16 protein-coding genes are annotated in these 17,938 nt (G+C 45.2%); 8 read left to right on the top strand and 8 right to left on the bottom strand.

Features of this window, described 5'->3' with window-relative positions:
- Positions 1 to 107: 107 nt before the first annotated feature.
- The gene (locus tag LDK34_RS00725) at positions 108 to 578 is read right to left on the bottom strand and encodes a helix-turn-helix domain-containing protein (protein WP_178943421.1); all 471 of its coding nucleotides are present in this window, start codon (positions 576 to 578) and stop codon (positions 108 to 110) included.
- 316 nt (positions 579 to 894) lie between these two features.
- Here LDK34_RS00725 and LDK34_RS00720 point away from each other — a divergent pair, with 316 nt between their 5' ends.
- From LDK34_RS00720 to mnmG, 5 genes are all read left to right on the top strand, one after another.
- A complete protein-coding gene (locus LDK34_RS00720; RefSeq protein ID WP_178943420.1) occupies positions 895 to 2,094 on the top strand; it encodes a TMEM175 family protein in 1,200 nt (399 codons plus the stop codon).
- Positions 2,078 to 3,295, top strand: coding sequence for a bifunctional phosphopantothenoylcysteine decarboxylase/phosphopantothenate--cysteine ligase CoaBC (gene coaBC / locus LDK34_RS00715; protein WP_178943419.1), 1,218 nt, complete (start codon positions 2,078 to 2,080; stop codon positions 3,293 to 3,295). The genes LDK34_RS00720 and coaBC overlap by 17 nt, the downstream gene beginning before the upstream one ends.
- Before the next feature lie 116 nt (positions 3,296 to 3,411).
- Entirely contained in the window at positions 3,412 to 4,452 is a 1,041-nt protein-coding gene (gene jag, locus LDK34_RS12585) for an RNA-binding cell elongation regulator Jag/EloR (RefSeq protein ID WP_178943418.1), read from the top strand.
- A gap of 164 nt (positions 4,453 to 4,616) precedes the next feature.
- Positions 4,617 to 6,008: a tRNA uridine-5-carboxymethylaminomethyl(34) synthesis GTPase MnmE gene (gene mnmE, locus LDK34_RS00705; RefSeq protein WP_236941164.1), complete on the top strand. Its 1,392-nt coding sequence runs from the start codon at positions 4,617 to 4,619 to the stop codon at positions 6,006 to 6,008.
- Positions 6,009 to 6,084: 76 nt separating this feature from the next.
- The gene (gene mnmG, locus LDK34_RS00700) at positions 6,085 to 8,001 is read left to right on the top strand and encodes a tRNA uridine-5-carboxymethylaminomethyl(34) synthesis enzyme MnmG (protein ID WP_250161172.1); all 1,917 of its coding nucleotides are present in this window, start codon (positions 6,085 to 6,087) and stop codon (positions 7,999 to 8,001) included.
- Positions 8,002 to 8,178: 177 nt separating this feature from the next.
- Here the strand turns inward: mnmG and LDK34_RS00695 are convergent, their stop codons facing one another.
- From LDK34_RS00695 to LDK34_RS00680, 4 genes are read right to left on the bottom strand one after another with little or no spacing between them, the layout of a single operon-like run.
- The gene (locus LDK34_RS00695) at positions 8,179 to 9,051 is read right to left on the bottom strand and encodes a 1-acyl-sn-glycerol-3-phosphate acyltransferase (RefSeq protein ID WP_178943416.1); all 873 of its coding nucleotides are present in this window, start codon (positions 9,049 to 9,051) and stop codon (positions 8,179 to 8,181) included.
- Entirely contained in the window at positions 9,048 to 10,007 is a 960-nt protein-coding gene (locus LDK34_RS00690) for a glycosyltransferase family 8 protein (protein ID WP_178943415.1), read from the bottom strand. Before LDK34_RS00690 ends, LDK34_RS00695 begins: the two co-directional genes overlap by 4 nt.
- Positions 10,008 to 10,024: 17 nt before the next feature.
- The gene (locus LDK34_RS00685) at positions 10,025 to 10,849 is read right to left on the bottom strand and encodes a glycosyltransferase (RefSeq protein WP_178943520.1); all 825 of its coding nucleotides are present in this window, start codon (positions 10,847 to 10,849) and stop codon (positions 10,025 to 10,027) included.
- A complete protein-coding gene (locus LDK34_RS00680; protein WP_236941163.1) occupies positions 10,849 to 11,622 on the bottom strand; it encodes a lysophospholipid acyltransferase family protein in 774 nt (257 codons plus the stop codon). The genes LDK34_RS00685 and LDK34_RS00680 overlap by 1 nt, the downstream gene beginning before the upstream one ends.
- A 492-nt stretch (positions 11,623 to 12,114) precedes the next feature.
- On the opposite strand from LDK34_RS00680, the gene wecB reads away from it, so the two are divergent.
- Positions 12,115 to 13,233 (top strand): non-hydrolyzing UDP-N-acetylglucosamine 2-epimerase, encoded by a 1,119-nt coding sequence (wecB, locus tag LDK34_RS00675; RefSeq protein WP_178943414.1) that lies wholly within the window; start codon positions 12,115 to 12,117, stop codon positions 13,231 to 13,233.
- 84 nt (positions 13,234 to 13,317) lie between these two features.
- Positions 13,318 to 13,638, top strand: coding sequence for an MMPL family transporter (locus LDK34_RS00670; RefSeq protein ID WP_225439134.1), 321 nt, complete (start codon positions 13,318 to 13,320; stop codon positions 13,636 to 13,638).
- Positions 13,639 to 13,787: 149 nt separating this feature from the next.
- Here the strand turns inward: LDK34_RS00670 and LDK34_RS00665 are convergent, their stop codons facing one another.
- Genes LDK34_RS00665 through pyrF form a run of 3 tightly spaced genes read right to left on the bottom strand, consistent with a single transcriptional unit; the run spans position 13,788 to position 16,126 of the window.
- On the bottom strand, positions 13,788 to 14,681 hold the full coding sequence (locus LDK34_RS00665) for a dihydroorotate dehydrogenase (RefSeq protein ID WP_178943413.1): 894 nt from the start codon (positions 14,679 to 14,681) through the stop codon (positions 13,788 to 13,790).
- A 46-nt stretch (positions 14,682 to 14,727) separates the two neighbouring features.
- A complete protein-coding gene (gene pyrE, locus LDK34_RS00660; protein ID WP_178943412.1) occupies positions 14,728 to 15,402 on the bottom strand; it encodes an orotate phosphoribosyltransferase in 675 nt (224 codons plus the stop codon).
- Entirely contained in the window at positions 15,395 to 16,126 is a 732-nt protein-coding gene (gene pyrF / locus LDK34_RS00655; protein ID WP_178943411.1) for an orotidine-5'-phosphate decarboxylase, read from the bottom strand. Before pyrF ends, pyrE begins: the two co-directional genes overlap by 8 nt.
- Before the next feature lie 325 nt (positions 16,127 to 16,451).
- On the opposite strand from pyrF, the gene LDK34_RS00650 reads away from it, so the two are divergent.
- Positions 16,452 to 17,678 (top strand): MFS transporter, encoded by a 1,227-nt coding sequence (locus LDK34_RS00650; protein ID WP_178943518.1) that lies wholly within the window; start codon positions 16,452 to 16,454, stop codon positions 17,676 to 17,678.
- The last annotated feature ends 260 nt before the right edge of the window (positions 17,679 to 17,938 follow it).

The raw sequence follows: 17,938 nt of genomic DNA, 5'->3' as shown, positions 1-17,938 counted from the left end.
ATAAATGATTGAAAAATCTGCACGCCTCATCAATTGATGAAGCGTGCAGATTTTTTTGAATCGTGTAAAAATGATGCTTGTTGTTTACAACAAAGGTTATAAAATAACTAATTTATGAGGTCGGACTGAACACTTTTTAGAATGTACTCAATGCGCTCTTCCATTTGATTCATATCTTCAAGGGAATGAGTCATCAGGATGTTGATAGCCAGCGCTTCAATTCGCTTATACCAAAACTGATAAACTTTTTTACCTGAAGCTAATAACTTTAAATTATGCACCCGTCGATCTTTTGTATCCTCGACTTGCTGAACCAAATTGAGTTTCATAAGAGCAGTAATCCGCGTTGACAGTAGTGGACTCGACATGCGGAAAAGGTGGCTAAGCTTCGAAGAAGTGATTCCTGGTTCTAAACCAATCTGAGTAACCAGTAAAATATCGCGTAGGCCCAGTTTGGGAAGATTGCCAACGTCCATATTGACCTTCTGTAATGCATAGATATCGGCGAGGTGGCCATGAATTAACAAGGTCGTCATTCGGGCGATGTCAGCCTGCGAAGGTTGAGCTTGCTGTGTCACTTTAATGACTCCAATCTGTATAGCTTTTAATGTGGTGTTTTAGCGCAAGTGCGCCGAGTGCGCTATTTATAGAATAGACGGGTGGTGTAAACAGTTCAAGCCATCAATGATTACAATAACGTTACAAATGAAACTATTGTGGACATTCATTATTTATCGGCTACAAGTTTTGCGATGAATATTGGCTACATCACGAATTAATTTACCCGCGACAACTATTCTTGATCAAGGTTGTGATTTGCCACACTTTATAGTGGTGTCTATGCACAAAGAACCTTAAACTGATAATAGTTTCGATTTGGAGATGGCATGAACGATGAATAAAGAGCGTTTCACCGGATTTTCTGACGCGATTATTGCGATTGAAGTTACGATTCTCATTCTTGAGATTGAACCACCTGAGCAGGCAACACTGGCGGCAGTTCTAAAGCAAGGCGGGTCGTTTGCCGCATTTAGCGCTAGTTTTCTATTAATTATGGCGACATGGTACTTTCATCACAATATTATTAATGTCGCTCACCGAGTGACGTTTCCCGTGTATTTGGCCAATACGTTGTGGATTTTTGTGATGTCATTATTTCCTCTAGCTACCGCTTGGGTTGGTCGATATCCATTGGCTTTTTGGCCTGAATGTCTATTCATTTTAGTAACATTGGTATGGATGGGCGCTTATTCGTTGTTAGTATATAGCTTAGATGTTGCCAATCCAGAACAACGCCATGAGTTTTATGCCTTGGGAAATTCCCGTACAAATTTACGATGGCGTTTTGGCATCGTTGTTGCCGTGTTACTGATTTTACCATGGTGGCCGATTGCCGGAATCATAGGCCAGATTCTGTTAGGTGTCGCATCTGCTGTATCAACACTGCGAAATAACAATCGTCATCAGGATATTAATAAATCGAGATTAATTGCCTTTACGGATGGCATCATCGCCATTATCGTAACACTGTTGGTTTTACAGCTAGTGGTGCCAACAGGAATTCACGTTCATGATTTATTGACCCAAAGTGTTAAATTTGCCACCTATGCGATTAGTTTCTTGTTCATTATGATTGTGTGGTATAACCATCATGATTTATTTAATGGTTCTGGTAAGATAACGACTATTGTTTACTGGGATAATGTGCTATGGCTTCTCTTTTTGAGCTTTTTCCCGTATGTGACAGCCTTTGTAGGGGAGTCTCCAGACAAACGGTTGGCAGAGTGGCTATACGTGGGTGTTCAATTGCTATGGTCGTTATCTTATACAAAAATGGCGCGTGACTTACGACGGGTCAATCCAGCTGATGGCGATCATATCCGGTTTGTTGGCAAACTAAATGGGTACAGTGCGACTGCATTGTACGGTGGTCTCTTTGTCGCCGTTGTGCTGGTCTACTTTGTGCCAATCAGTGGCTTACTTGTTACGATATTGTTGGCAGTTTTTAACGTTATTCGGGCTTGGCAAGATGCACAACGTCAAGAACATCATTCAGTGGAGAAACGGGAGGAAAAGCATGGGACTCGAGAATAAGCACATTGCCGTTTATGTCACCGGTGGCATTGCAATCTATAAGGCGGCTGAAGTCGTTCGCGGTTTGATGAAACAGGGAGCTGTTGTTCGTGTAGCAATGACAATGGATGCAACAAAGTTTGTAACGCCACTGACGTTTGGTGCACTAACTAAACAACCGGTATTAACGGATTTATTTGGCAACAATGGCAGTGACGGTCACTATGTGCCACACATTGAGATGGCTGATTGGACGGATATTGCGGTTGTTGTACCAGCAACGGCGAATAGCATTGCTAAAATGGCGATGGGAATGGCTGATGATGCTGTCTCAACAACATTGTTGGCCACCACAGCGTTAAAAATCGTGGTGCCAGCAATGAATAATCACATGTGGGCAGCGCCAGCGACCGTTCGTAATGTGGCAACATTAGCAGCCGATGGCGTGATGATGATGCAACCGGACACAGGGATGCTAGCGGAAGGATACGCAGGGCGTGGCCGACTACCTGAACCGACAACAATTGTAGATTTTGTGCAACAAAAGTGGGCTCAACAAACGGGGCGTTTGCGCCATCGCCATGTACTTGTCACTGCTGGCGGGACGCGTGAACGCATTGATCCAGTTCGTTTTATCAGTAATGATTCCTCAGGAAAAATGGGCTACGCAATTGCAACCGCGGCGGCTAATGAAGGGGCTGACGTCACTTTAGTTAGTAGTACAACCACTTTGAGTGCACCGGCCGGTGTTGAAATTGTCCACGTTGCTGGTGCTAAAGAAATGTTAAACCAGATGCAACACCGTTTTGCCCAACAGGATGCTGTCATCATGGCCGCGGCGGTCGCTGATTTTCGACCAGTTGAAGAAGCTACCCAGAAGATTAAAAAAACGGCTGATAACGATACGATGACGATCAAACTTACAAAAAATCCCGACATCTTAAAAACATTGGCAACGCAGAAGACTAAACAAGTCATGGTGGGATTCGCTGCAGAGACCGAGCATCTATTGGCAAACGCCCAACAAAAATTAACCGATAAGAAATTGGATATGCTGGTTGCTAACGATGTGAGCCGAAAAGATATTGGCTTCAACGCCGACAACAACCAAGTCATTATTCTGCGTCCCAATCAGGAGCCCGAAAAATTACCAATCATGACTAAGTCTGAGCTTGCGGCAGAACTTGTTGATAGGGTTGTAACGTTATTACCCGGGAAATGATTTCAGTTACTGACATTTTGGCGACGAATGGTCGGTAACTAGAATGTGAATGTTCAATAAAAAGTTAGTCAATCCATGCTAAAATGTAGGTACGTGATTTATTTGGAGGAATAGCTGTGACGCAATATCAGGGGAAGACCGTGGATGAAGCAATTCAAAACGGGCTCAAAAAAATTCAAATTGATCGTGACAAAGTAGCGATTACAGTTGTATCTGAACCGGTCCATGGCTGGTTTGGACGCTTGAAAAAAGAGGCCATCGTTGATATTACGATTAAGCCAGTTTCCGTTACAAAAACGCCGCAATCGGCAAAGGTATCGGCTGGTGCGTCCACGGGGGCAACTTCATCACGGACAACGCAAAGCAAACTACTTAAAAATGCTAAAACTAGTCCGACGTTTGATCATCCAAGTGGTCAACGGGTGACTGCTAAGCGTGATGAGGATATTGAACGAAATGTTGATGCAACTGCCGATGTTCGACAACGTGAGGGAGACCACCCCCACGCTAAAAGTTCATTAACCTCGGCTGAGGTTGCCGACAGTGTTGTTGCGTCTGCTGAGACCACTTCGACTGTTTCGACGACTGCCACGATGAGCAGTGCTGTTGCTCAATCGCAGACTGCTGGTTTGACTGATTCGATGTCTGCAACCACTCAATTGACACCAGAAGAGTTGAAGGCTCGCCAGCAGGCTAATCAAGCGCGCTTGGATGATAATTTGGAAGCAGTTGCCAATTACTTGCTCGATGCATTGGAACAACTTGGTATTAGCGCTGATGCCGAGGCTGAGACGTATCATCACGGCGCAGCAATAACCTTTATGACCGAACAAGAGGGATTATTGATCGGTCGGCATGGTCGTACGTTGAATGCTTTACAAGTGCTTGGCAATACATTTATGTTGCGGCAGGGCATGCAACATTTCGAATTAATGCTTGATGTGGCTGGCTATCGTGAGCGACGCGCCAGCACTTTAAGGCGTTTGGCTGATAATACTGCGCGTGATGTAATTGCGGGTGGTGAACCAGAGCTGCTCGACCCCATGCCTGCTTATGAGCGGAAGGTCATTCACACACAACTGGCTAAAAACACGCATGTGACGACTTTCTCACAAGGTAGGGAACCACGGCGCGGTGTGGTTGTGGCCCCACGCTAATGCTTGACAAAAAGAGCCGACGCTTTTAATATTGGGTACATTAATTAAACATTTGATATGAATATTACTGGTTAAAGTAGTCAAGGTGCTTTGCCCACGTGTTTTTACGCGTGGGGTGGCACTTTTTTTATGCAATTTATTAATCAGCGGAGAAGGGAGTTTATATGTCACAAACGATTACTGAGTTTGATACCATCGCTGCAATCTCAACGCCACCTGGTGAGGGTGCAATTTCAATTGTGCGATTGAGTGGTGAGGAGGCGTTGACTACTGCTGAAAAGGTCTTTAAGGGTCGTGATTTAAGTAAAGTAGCTAGTCACACCATTAATTACGGACACATTATTGATCCTGACACCAACGAAGAAGTTGATGAAGTGATGGTTTCTGTCATGTTAGCGCCAAAGACATTTACGCGTGAAGATGTTATTGAAATTAACTGTCATGGCGGGATTGTTGCCACCAACCGAATTTTACAGTTGCTGTTAAGCCATGGGGCGCGGTTAGCTGAACCTGGTGAGTTTACCAAACGTGCTTTCCTTAATGGCCGAATTGATTTGTCACAAGCTGAAGCTGTAATGGATTTAATCCGTGCCAAAACTGACAAATCGATGAAGGTCGCGTTAAATCACTTGGACGGCGATTTGGCTCACTTGATTCGCAATTTGCGTCAGGACATCTTAGATGTTTTAGCGCAAGTCGAAGTGAATATTGATTACCCTGAGTATGACGATGTGGAAACCATGACAACACGGTTATTGTTGGAAAAGGCCAAGGATGTAAAGGCTAGAATTGCAGATCTTCTCAGTACCGCTCAACAGGGTAAGGTACTGCGTGAAGGTTTGGCCACAGCCATTGTTGGACGACCTAATGTCGGAAAATCGAGTCTCTTAAATCACCTTCTTCATGAGGATAAAGCAATCGTGACGGATGTCGCCGGGACGACTCGCGATGTCATTGAAGAATATGTGAACGTGAAGGGTGTCCCGTTAAAATTGGTTGATACGGCCGGCATTCGCGACACGACGGATAAAGTTGAAAAGATCGGTGTTGAACGTTCTAAACAGGCATTGGCAGCTGCTGATTTAGTTTTGCTGGTCATTAATGGTAGTGAACCATTAACGGACGAGGACCGCACGTTAATTAAAACAACGGCAGATAGCAAACGAATCGTCATTTTGAACAAAACTGATTTGCCGCAACAAGTCGACTTGGCCGATTTGCAAAAGTTAGTTGGCGATGACGCAGTGATTGCAACATCCGTGCTGACGAATGCTGGGATGGATCAGTTAGAGGATAAGATTGCTAACCTGTTCTTTGGCGGTATTGAAAACAGTCAGACAACGGTAATGGTCACTAACGCTCGACATATTGGGTTATTAAACCAGGCTTCACAAGCCTTGGATGACGTTATGAGTGGTATTGCTGCGGGGATGCCGGTTGATTTGGTTCAAATCGATATGACCCGTGCATGGGATTTGCTGGGTGAAATAACCGGTGATTCTGTTCAGGATGAACTGTTGACACAATTATTTTCTCAGTTTTGTTTGGGCAAATAGTTACCGAGTATGTTTCATGTGAAACATACCGCCAGAACTACAGTTTAAATAAGTTGGCAATTGAAAGGAAAATGAAATGATTTCAGAGGGAAAGCCATACCAGGCAAAGGCGTATGACGTAATCGTGGTCGGCGCTGGTCATGCAGGCTCTGAGGCCGCGTTAGCTGCAGCCAGAATGGGCAACAAAACATTGTTGATGACTATTTCATTGGAAATGGTTGCCTTTATGCCATGTAATCCATCTGTTGGTGGTCCGGCTAAAGGGATTGTGGTCCGTGAAATTGATGCTCTCGGTGGTGAAATGGGCCACAACATTGATAAGACATACGTTCAAATGCGGATGTTAAATACCGGGAAGGGCCCTGCTGTCCGTGCCTTACGGGCTCAGGCCGACAAACATGCCTATCATGAGGAAATGAAGCACACGATGGAGCGGGAACCTAATTTAACGTTGCGTCAGGGTGTTGTTACTTCCTTATTGGTCGACGATGGTGTTTGTCACGGAGTTGTGACGGCAACTGGGGCACACTACGAAGCTAAGTCTGTGGTATTAACCGCTGGTACCGCTTCACGCGGAAAGATTATCATTGGGGAACTGATGTATTCATCTGGCCCCAACAACTCGCAACCGTCCATTGAGCTGTCAGAAGATTTAGAGAAACTTGGTTTTGACCTGGAACGGTTCAAGACTGGGACACCGCCACGTGTTGATGGTGGAACAATTCATTATGATGAAACGGAAGAACAACCTGGTGATAAGGAACCTAATCACTTCAGTTTTGATACGCCAGACAGTCAGTACATTGATGTAAAAAATCAGCTTAGTTGTTGGTTAACCTATACCAATGAACACACGCATGAAATTATTCGTGAAAACTTGGATCGAGCACCAATGTTCTCAGGTGTGATTGAAGGGGTCGGACCGCGTTACTGCCCTTCCATCGAAGATAAGATCGTTCGTTTTGCTGATAAGAGTCGGCACCAATTGTTCTTGGAACCTGAAGGTCGGCGGACTGATGAATGGTATGTACAAGGGCTGTCAACATCAATGCCGGAAGAAATTCAGCAGCATATTTTACATTCCATCAAAGGTTTGGAAGATGCAGAAATGATGCGGCCTGGCTATGCAATTGAGTATGACGTTGTGTCACCTTACCAGTTGCGTAACACGCTAGAAACGAAGCTGATTAAAAACCTGTATACTGCTGGTCAAATGAACGGCACGTCTGGTTATGAAGAGGCTGCTGGTCAGGGTCTGATTGCGGGCATCAATGCAGGTCGTCGTGCTTTAGGCGAGGATGATTTCACATTAAAGCGGTCTGACGCATACATCGGCGTCATGATTGACGACTTAGTGACCAAGGGCACGAAAGAGCCTTACCGGTTGTTAACGAGCCGTGCTGAATATCGGCTGATTTTGCGGCACGATAATGCGGATCTGCGTTTAACAGCTATGGGTCACGATCTTGGTCTGATTAATGATGAAAAATTTGCTAAGTTTGAAAGCAAAAAAGCGGCTATTACCGCTGAGTTAAATCGTTTGAAGTCTGTTCGTGTTAAGCCCAACGCGCAAGTTAACGCGTGGTTGGCAGCACATAATGATGCGCCGTTGAAGGATGGCGTGTTGGCAGCCGATTTCCTTCGACGCCCAGAAGTGACTTATGCTGATTTGATGCAATTTATCGATGGACCAGCTGAGCCACTCGATCACCGTGTGGTGGAACAGGTTGAAATTGAGCTAAAGTATGCTGGTTATATCCAAAAGGCTGAGGAGAAAATCGCCAAGCTGAAGAGGATGGAAGCAAAATCCATTCCAGCAAATATCGACTACGAAGCCATTGAAGGCCTGGCGACAGAGGGTCGGCAAAAGCTTGCTAAAATTCAACCAGAAACACTTGCTCAGGCAAGTCGAATTTCTGGTGTTAACCCTGCTGATATTGCGATTTTGTCCGTCTATATTGAACAGGGACGCATCGCTAAGGTGTCGCAATAGCTAAACAAATTGAACATCTGGTTTAACGGATACCTGTCAGAGGTAACGATTTAAACTATAAAAAGAGTGGTCGTCGCAAAAAATGTGACGGCCACTCTTTGGTATTGCTGTTAATTAACACCCACGTCTGGATCGTACTATCGTTGATTGTGCGCTAATGATAGTGAAATAATGGCTTTATTGCTGAGCACGATCCGGAATCCATCCTACAATATCTTGTGGTTCAAACTGATAAGATAGTGGTTCATGATAGGCTGCCTCGTAGGCGGCCTTTTTTTGTGCATAATCCTGATTCATCATGCGTGTGGCATTTGCGTTAGCCGATAGTTTAGGATCGGGATAAATGAGCGGCAAAATGTGTAAATGATAACTCGTTTCATGAAATTCCGACGTTGCTAATTTCTTTTCAGACCGGATTTCGGTAAAACATGAAATGATGGGCACGTTTGCTTTGGCGGCGTAATAATACGTGCCACGTTTGGGCGGCCTAGGCTTGCGGTAATTAAACCACATTTCCTGTTCGGGATAAATCAACACGAAGTGACCAGCGGCAGTTGCTTGTTGAATCAATGCTGGTAGTTCGCGACCGAGATAGTCCAACCGTTTGGAAAGGGGAATGATATCTAAGTTATTCATTAAATAACCCAGTCCGCCAGTCATCGCCAGATTTGTATCCTGGCTGACGATGAATAAGCGCCGGTGTTCATGGCGAGCTAGTAGCCGCGGTACCGTATTTTCAAGGGGATTGAAATGATTGGTGGTGATGATGGCACCTTGGTGTTTAGCTAGACTAGACAGATTTTCCCAACCGGAAACGGTGGTCGTTCGGTTAGTCAGCCAAGTTGCGATGGCCATAAACGTTCGCGCAATCCAGTTTGCAATTTTAAAGTGAAGCGTGTGACTGCGTTTGAGATAGTTATCGACAGCCTGCGCTTTGGCCTCAGTTGATAAGACAGGATCACCCACCTCTACCTTATCGTTAAAGCGCTCCTCAGCAACGGCCTGTCGAATGTTATTAATGACTTGGTCGCGATGATCTGCAACAATCATACGCGAATGGGCACACCGGTGGCGGCCACTTTTTTAAACGTCGTGGGTGTATCGGGTAACTGGCCAGCTTTAGTCATTAAAGTGGTCAGCTTGGCTCGATCGGCGTTTCGCTGTGCAGTTGTATAATCGTTTAATTGTTGATGGAGCATATCTTTGTATGAGGTCTGATCCGCATACTGCCAGAAATAATGACCGTACATAATGTGGTCAAAATACCACGGTTTATAAAATAGATTGTAATGAATCAATTGCGGATTCTTCACTGGTGCATACTGTGGGTCTTTTGGCATGGCGTCCCAAACCTCGTCTAAGTAACGGATGCGACCATGACACATTGTATTGAGATAATCTTGATCTGGCGCAATACAGTCAAACTGGTACGTTTGTAGCAATTTCAAGAAACGTTGACTGAAATGTTCCTCTCGTAATTTTGTTAGATTGAGGAGCAATACACCGGAATTGATGTATTCGTTAGCAGGTAGACCAAGTGCATTAGTGATGTAATCGACCATTGGCGGAACGTGTTCAATTGAATGGTCTGGGGCAGCGCCAATCAAATTATTAGCCAATGGCAGTTCGTATAAATTAGCTAAATTCCCGGGGATGACCGTATCGCTGTCAATGTAAATAGCTTTTTCAAACTGCGGAAACATGTCGGCGATAAATAAGCGATAGAAAATGGTTAAGGTAAAGAAATCGGCTCTGAGAAAATTTTGATGCTGATTTTGAATAGCAGATAACGACTGTGTTAAAGCCTTAAAGCTAACCTCTACATTAGGCGTACTAAGGGCGGAGAGGCTGGCCTTTGTTTGATCAGACAACCCTTGATGCAAAATAATGACTTGGTAATGATCATTTGAATCAGCATTTGAGGTTAGTGATTTGATTGAGACAGCGGCATAGGGTGCAAAATCGTCACTGATGGCGTAAAAAACAGGAATAATTGCTGAAGGCATCGTGTGTCGCTCCTTTCTTACTGATGTTGTTTGAGTTCAAGATACTTATTGAGGACATCATCGTAATCGTGAAGGCCTAACTCACTGTGGACCCGCTGAACTTCCCATGGTTTCACGGTGAACGTGTGCACCCACGGGAAGAACTTAAAACTCGTCGTAAAGTGTTGAAAAACAGTGTCAGATTGAATGCGATGCTGCTCGTTAAATCGTTCCGGTGCAATCCGTTTGGTGCGGCTCAGCTTGTTCAATGCAGTCTGATCTGGCATGAAACGTTGCTGCGTCTCACACATGTAGCGGGCTTTGGCAAAAAGCCGCGTTTGTCGAATGTAGGCTAAGTTAAGCAGGAGAACACCAGAATTGACGTAATCATAGACTTTCAGTTCATGATGGAAGAACCATTTTCCGTAATGATCCAGCACACCGACAAACTCAACGCCGTGAAGATCTTGGTGATAGAACGCTTCAAATGACTGACGGCAAATAATGTCAGCATCGAGGTAAAGCAAACGGTTAGGTAATTGTGGAATCTGGTCGGCATATAAACGGAGCATGGAATATGGTGTGAACCGTGACGTCATGTTCGCACTAGGTGGTGTTTGGTTGAATAATGTGGTGCAATCAATTGCTTCAATATTACTGAGTGGGTTGGCAGTGCGTAATTCATCGCGAGCACAAGTGAGTAATCGCTCACCAACGGGCTTGCATTGTGCCCCGTTTGACGACGATAACGTCATCGTCATCACGTAAATATGCAAGGGCTCTCGCACATGTTTGATGAGCGATAACGTTGCGATAAGGATGCCATCCTCTACGCTATGATCGCCACAGAATAAAATATTCATCATGAATCATCTCTTTTGTAGTGAATGTATTCGTAAGTGCTGGCGGCACTGCGCCGTTTCAAGGTCAGGGTCACATCTTGCCAAAGCTCATGCTGCTGAGCTTTTCTTGACTGCCCCGCTGTTGGTTGAAACGGGCCGTCAATATAAACCGTTAGCCGTGGTCGTTTGCCAAATTTACGCTTTTGATAAGTCGTCGTCATGCAGAAGACGGGCTTCTGCGTTTTAACGGGAAAGCTAAACGATGTTTCCGGAAATGGTCTAATCTTGGTGTAATAGGGCCACACATGTGCTTCAGGATAAATGACAACATAGTTATTATGGTTCATTGCCCGATCGACCGCTTTAATGAGCTGAATGGTCTGACTCGTTGTGGTTGCAGTTGGCAAGGCACCACCATAAGGTAGGTTAGGCCCGAGTATCGGAAGCGTGAAATTTGCGGGGCTGACAATGGCGTGAAAACGTTGCGCACCACCGATAACTAACGGCATAAACGCATCATTGACCGGCTGGGTGTGGTTTGCATACATAAAGTAGCCTTGATGGCGAAACGGTTTCAAGACACCGCGGTTAACCACCGTTAAACGCCAATTGGCGTAGCAATAAACGTAAGCAAATGCCTTAGCCAAACCACGAAAGATAAGGGACCATAATCGTTCCCACCAGCGGTCGCGATGCCATCGATAATCTTTGGGCAGAATATTCGTTTGGTGATTGGTCGTCACCACGTCATCTGTCACGTCATGATAGGTTTGAACTCGCTTAATGTGCCTCACCTCCTTCACGTCGGTTTTGGTTCATTTCTAATGTAACGTTAATCTTATCATAGATGCCAACATTTAGTATTTATTGGTCAAAAAAGGCCAGCGAACCTGTTGAAACATGATTGTTAATCGATTAGGTGGCCACTATTAAGAATAATATTGAGCAACCGCTTGGCTACTTTTGACGATCTATTGTGCTTACGGTTGCCGCACTGGTTGTTCTGGAGACGGATAGGATTTGAATGAGGACAAATGGGTATTGATTTAAAATGAGCGTTCACTCACTTTTGTGATTTCAGTATATGGTTAATCGACTGAAAGTCAATAACGTTTAAAGACAAATGATTTAAAGCAGATTTGGTAAGGAATCAATTATGCCGTTAAATCTTTGGGAAACAACCTTAAAACCTCAAAAATTTCGTTGCTTAAGCGCTAAATGAAGCTTACTTTAAGCCAGTCATGTTATGGTGGGCTTATTCAGTTTGTTAAGGGAGGATATCTAATATGGCACAGCAGCCAATTAAGGTAATGTTGATTTTTGGAACTCGGCCAGAAGCGATTAAAATGGCGCCGGTAGTGCAACGTCTGCAACAGGACGAACGATTTCAACCCATTGTGGTTGTCACAGCGCAGCATCGGGAAATGTTGGATCAGGTATTAACGATTTTTCATATCAAACCGGATTATGACTTAAATATTATGCGTGCTGGGCAAACGTTAACTGGGATTACCGTTCATGTCATCAGTCAGCTAGATGACATCATTCAACAGGAGCAACCGCGCTTGATTTTGGTTCACGGCGATACCACGACCACGTTTGCTGCATCTGTGAGCGCCTTCTATCACCAGGTTGCCATTGGGCACGTTGAGGCCGGTTTGCGGACATGGGACAAGTATTCGCCGTATCCTGAAGAAATGAATCGTCAGTTGACTGATGTGCTGAGTGATCTTTATTTTGCACCAACCACAACAAGTCGTGACAACTTATTGAAAGAAAACCATCCCGCTAGTCAGATTTTTGTCACGGGGAACACCGCTATTGATGCGCTTGGCGAAACAGTCACGCAGAATTATCATCATGAAGTTTTGGACAAGATCCCTGCAGGACACAAGTTTGTACTATTGACGATGCACCGGCGTGAGAATCAGGGCGAACCAATGCGCGCAACCTTCCGCGCAATCAAACGCGTTGTAGATGAGCGCCAGGATTTAGACGTGGTCTATCCTGTTCATCTCAGTCCTAACGTTCAAGAAGCCGCGCATGAGGTGTTTGCTGATGACGAACGCATTCACTTGATTGAGCCGCTGGATGTGGTTGATTTTCATAATCTAGCTGCCAAGTCCTTATTTATCATGACAGATTCTGGCGGTGTTCAGGAAGAAGCGCCATCGTTAGGCAAGCCTGTTTTGGTGTTGCGTGAAGCAACTGAACGGCCAGAAGGAGTCACGGCCGGTACCCTGAAATTAGTAGGCACAAACGAAGAAAATGTTTACACCGCGATGACCAATTTATTAACTAATCAAGCCGAATACGAAGCAATGGCTAGCGCCAAAAATCCGTATGGGGATGGGCATGCAAGTGAACGAATTGCGGATGCGATTGCAACATACTTTAAAGCCTAGTTTGAGAATGAGGGTTGCAAAACTAACTAAAAGAGCGTTTCACGTGAAACATAATCTTTAGTTGGCTAATGCAGAGAGGTTAAAATGCATGACTGTCAAACCTGCAGCAATTTTTACCGGCGTTATCATGACAAGTATGATTTGTTACAGGATGAGTTTCGGATAGTTAGAGAAACGATGGACGCGACAATCAGTGCTGTTTCATCCGTTGCACAGGCCATTTTTGTGTCTGGAATGACAATTATTGGTGGTTTTTCCGCGATTATCTTTGTTAGTTTCCCTGTGCTGAAATCGTTTGGTCTAATCACTGTGATTGATACTGGGTTCTCGCTGATTAGTGCACTGACGATTCTGCCGGTCATCATTGTGTTCATGCATCGTGGTGACAAATGGAAACGGGTGTAAGCATGCTTGCTTTAATGTTAGCTTTGTTGTTAGCAACAGAACCAAAAAACGTGTCACGCTGAAAGACAGTGTGGCATATTTTTTTGGTTCAGTAGGATTATTTTCCTTAAAGCTAATTCACCTGTAAGCACGAGTCTTGTCAGAGAAACTTAATGAGTTGCTGATGGCCAAGTTAAGTCGTATTCGGCTAGGGCTGCCGGAATGTTCGCCGCAATGTTTGCACAAGATGCAGGGTCATGAAAAGTGGCAGCCCCAACTTGAACAGCGTTTGCACCAGCTAGCATGAGTTCTACAGCGTCCTTACTGGTAAAGACACCACCGACGCCGACAATAGGCAGTGTGGATGCCTGGCGAACTTGGTGCACCATATAGACGGCGAGTGGGTGAATTGCTTGTCCAGATAGGCCACCAGTGCCATGTGCCAAACGCGGTTTTTGCGTTGCGAGATCAATTTCCATGCCCAATAGGGTGTTAATGAGGACAAAACCGGCAGCCCCGCCAGCCTCGGCTGCTTTAGCAATCGGGACAATATCCGTTACATTCGGTGTGAGTTTGACAAACACTGGTTTATCCACGGCGGCCACAATTTTGGCGGTCAGAGTTTGAACAGTTGCTGGATCTGTGCCAAATGCAAGGCCACCATGGTCGACATTAGGGCAGGAAACGTTGACTTCAATGAATTTAACGTTTGGCGCTGTGGTTAGCTGTTTTGCAACCTCAACGTATTCATTCATGCTACCGCCTGCGACACTGCCAACGATTGGTAGATCAGGATAGTGGGTGGCAAGCCAAGGCAACTTTTCGGCCATGACATTTTTAATGCCAGGATTTTTTAACCCAACGGCGTTTAGCCAGCCGGCAGTTGTGTTGGTTGTCGTTGGCCAAGGATTGCCTGTTCGTGGTTCAGCGGTCGTTGACTTAATTACTAAGGCACCAAGCGCATTGAGATCAGTCTTTTTGGCCAGTTCCTGACCGTAACCGACCGTGCCACTGGCCGCAATGACTGGATTTTTCAAACGCACACCTGCAAGTGTAATAGACATGTTAACCTCCTGATTATGATGAGTTGGGTTGTCGACGAGTATTGATTTACATGGATACTGGCTGCCAGTGCCAAGGATCATTATGCCAGGCTTTGGCCAATTCGCAGTCTGTTTCACTTAACTCATGGTGGTTGGTGAGATGCTCAAGTAGTAGGTGATAGTCCAGTAATGGCGTCAGTGATGTTTTCGCTTGTTCAAAATTAGTCGTTGCGTCAGGCAAGTCATAACTAAAAACAGAAACAACACCGTCTACGTGGGCACCAGCCGCGCTGACAGCTTTTGCGGCCCCCAGCACACTGCCACCGGTTGAAATGAGATCGTCAATAAGCACAACATGATCCTTGGATGACAATGCACCCTCAATTTGTTTGCCAGTCCCGTGATCCTTTGGGTGGGACCGTACATAAATCAATGGCAGTGAAAGTGCCTCGGCTACCCATGCAGCATGTGGAATACCGGCAGTAGCGACCCCAGCGATGACCGTCGCATTTGGATATTGACGTTTGATTAAGGCTGTGAGACCTGTTGCGATATGCTGACGCAACTCGGGATAGCTGATCGTCATCCGTAAGTCCGTGTAGACCGGCGAAATCATTCCGCTAGCATATTGAAATGGTTTGCTTGGGGATACTTTAACGGCCTTGATGGCAAGCAATTCAGTGATGATTGTTTCAGTTAGGTCAGTTGTATTTGTGTTTGAGGTATTATCCGTGTTAGTCATGAATTAACCACTCCTTTTTGATTGTCATATAAGCGTCTGCAGGTTGATTAGATTGAGTTATTGGACGGCCAACGACGATGGCTGAACTGCCAGCCTCTGCCGCTTGCCGAGGTGTCATGACACGTTGCTGATCATCGGCCGGGTTCGTTGTTAGACGAATCCCAGGCGTGACCAACAGAAAGTTATCGTTAACAAACGGTTTAATCGTTGTGACTTCCTGCGGGGAACAGATGACGCCATCTGCGCCTGCTGCTTCAGCCAGTTGAGCGAGTTGGCGAACCTGATCGGTCATTGGTAGGCTGACGTGCTGCTCATTAACTAACATCTTTTCTGAGATGGATGTTAGCTCAGTTACTGCCAGTAATTTTGGCGGCGTCACGTGCGCTTGCTGTGCGCCTTGCTGGAGGCCACGTTTGGCCGCCGCAATCATGGCCTTACCACCTAACGCGTGGACTGTAGTGTACTGGATGCCAAGTTGCCCGAGCTGGTAAGCAGCACGCTCCACAGTGTTGGGAATGTCATGTAGTTTCAAGTCTAAGAAGATGTCAAAGCCGCGTTGTTGAATGTGGCGAATCATTGCAGCACCTTCGCTGTAGAATAGTTCCATACCAACTTTTACCGCGGGTCGGTCATCTGTTTGTGATAGTTGATCAAGTAATTGATCGACTGAAGATGTTGTATTTACATCAAGGGCAACAATAATTGAATTCATGCTGGCGTTCATGAAAACTTCCTTTCGACCACTTGGGCACAAAAAAATGGATCATCTGCCCGGCTAACCGTTCAGACGATCCATTACTGGCATACATTTCGCCATAATATCGGATTGAATTTGAGCTAGCTTACCAACCTCACAGGATTGGTTTAAAGCGGCGCTTGTTTAATTGGAGATTATGATACTGTTTTTTTCAGCGGCATGCAAGAGGGAATTTTTTACGTGATACGGGTTGTCTGAAACGCACACTTGCAAATTATTTTTCGACGTGGCATGATAAGCGACAAGAAAAAATAACGAATGTCAGTGAGCATTCATTTTGGAGGTAATCGTGATGAATCAAGCGCCAGTAGCTTCTGCGATCCATACAGACAGTCAACAGAAATGGACTATTGCATCCACCAGTGCCGGTTTTGCGTTGGAAAATATGGATGTGATGTTTTTGTCATTTGCATTAAGCTCAATTATCACAGAACTACATCTATCAGCAGGTCAGGCAGGAATGATTTCTTCAGTGACTAACCTGGGTATGCTGGCAGGTGGTTTACTATTTGGATTATTAGGTGACCGGTACGGAAGGGTAAAAATCTTTTCGTATACGGTCTTTATTTTTGCCATTGCGACCACAGCCATGGCGTTTGCAAACTCGATTGGTTGGATCTATTTATTCCGATTTTTAACGGGCATTGGCGCTGGTGGTGAGTATGGTGTGGGCATTGCGCTGATTTCGGAACGGTTTGCCGCCAACAAGATTGGTCGGATGACTTCGGTGGCTGCTATTGGCGGTCAAATTGGGGCAGCATTGGCAGCCGTTCTGGCAGCCGTCATTTTACCAACCTTGGGCTGGCACGCATTATTTTTCCTTGGCTTAATTCCAGTTACGTTAACCGTCATTATTCGGCGGCATGTGCACGAAACACCCGCATTCTTAACGGCTAAACGAAGTGCTAACACACAGTCGGTTAACCTACTGGTGTTGTTCAACAGTCCACGAAGGGTATACCAAACGGTTGGACTCATGTTGATGTCAGTGGTTCAAATTGCTGGTTATTTTGGGCTGATGAACTGGTTGCCGTCAATTATGCAAAAGCAGGCTCATGTATCGGTATCCGGATCGGCCATGTGGATGATTGCAACCATTGCCGGCATGGTTATGGGGATGTTTGTCTTTGGTAACGTACTAGATAACATTGGACCTCGATGGGCGTTTGGCATTTTTCTCATCGGTGCAGCCATTTCGGTTTATATCTTCACACTGGCCAAAACAACAGCGACAATTCTGCCCGCCGGTGCACTGATTGGATTCTTTTCAAACGGCATGTTTGGCGGTTATGGGGCCGTAATCAGTGAACTTTATCCGGTCACGATTCGCTCAACGGCCAATAATGTGATTGTGAATGTAGGCCGTGCAATCGGGGGATTCTCCTCGGTGGCAATTGGCCTACTTATGGAACACTTTACCTTGCCAGTTGTCATGGGTAGCTTAGCGGGATTATACATCTTTAGTTTTATCGTAATGTTGACGATTCCAGCCCTGGTCAAACGGGGTATTACTGCTTAAACCAAATTAAGATTGTTAGTTTCTCTAAGAATGATCAGTTTAGGATAACTCGTTTAACGTTTGTTTTACAGCAGTATTCTGACTCACGGTTCAGATGGATGGAAGATATTTGACACAGGACGAAAAAGGCCAAACAACGAATATTACCCGGGAAATAATCCCTTTAAAACAAGACACATATAAAAAAGACATTGTCCCGTGCACTGGCAGTTGTATACCATGCGTGGAGACAATGTTTTTTTAAGTCAGCTGAGGAAACT

This window comes from Furfurilactobacillus milii (assembly GCF_021654115.1).
Taxonomy (GTDB): domain Bacteria; phylum Bacillota; class Bacilli; order Lactobacillales; family Lactobacillaceae; genus Furfurilactobacillus; species Furfurilactobacillus milii.
This window is presented reverse-complemented; position numbering and strand designations above follow the sequence as displayed.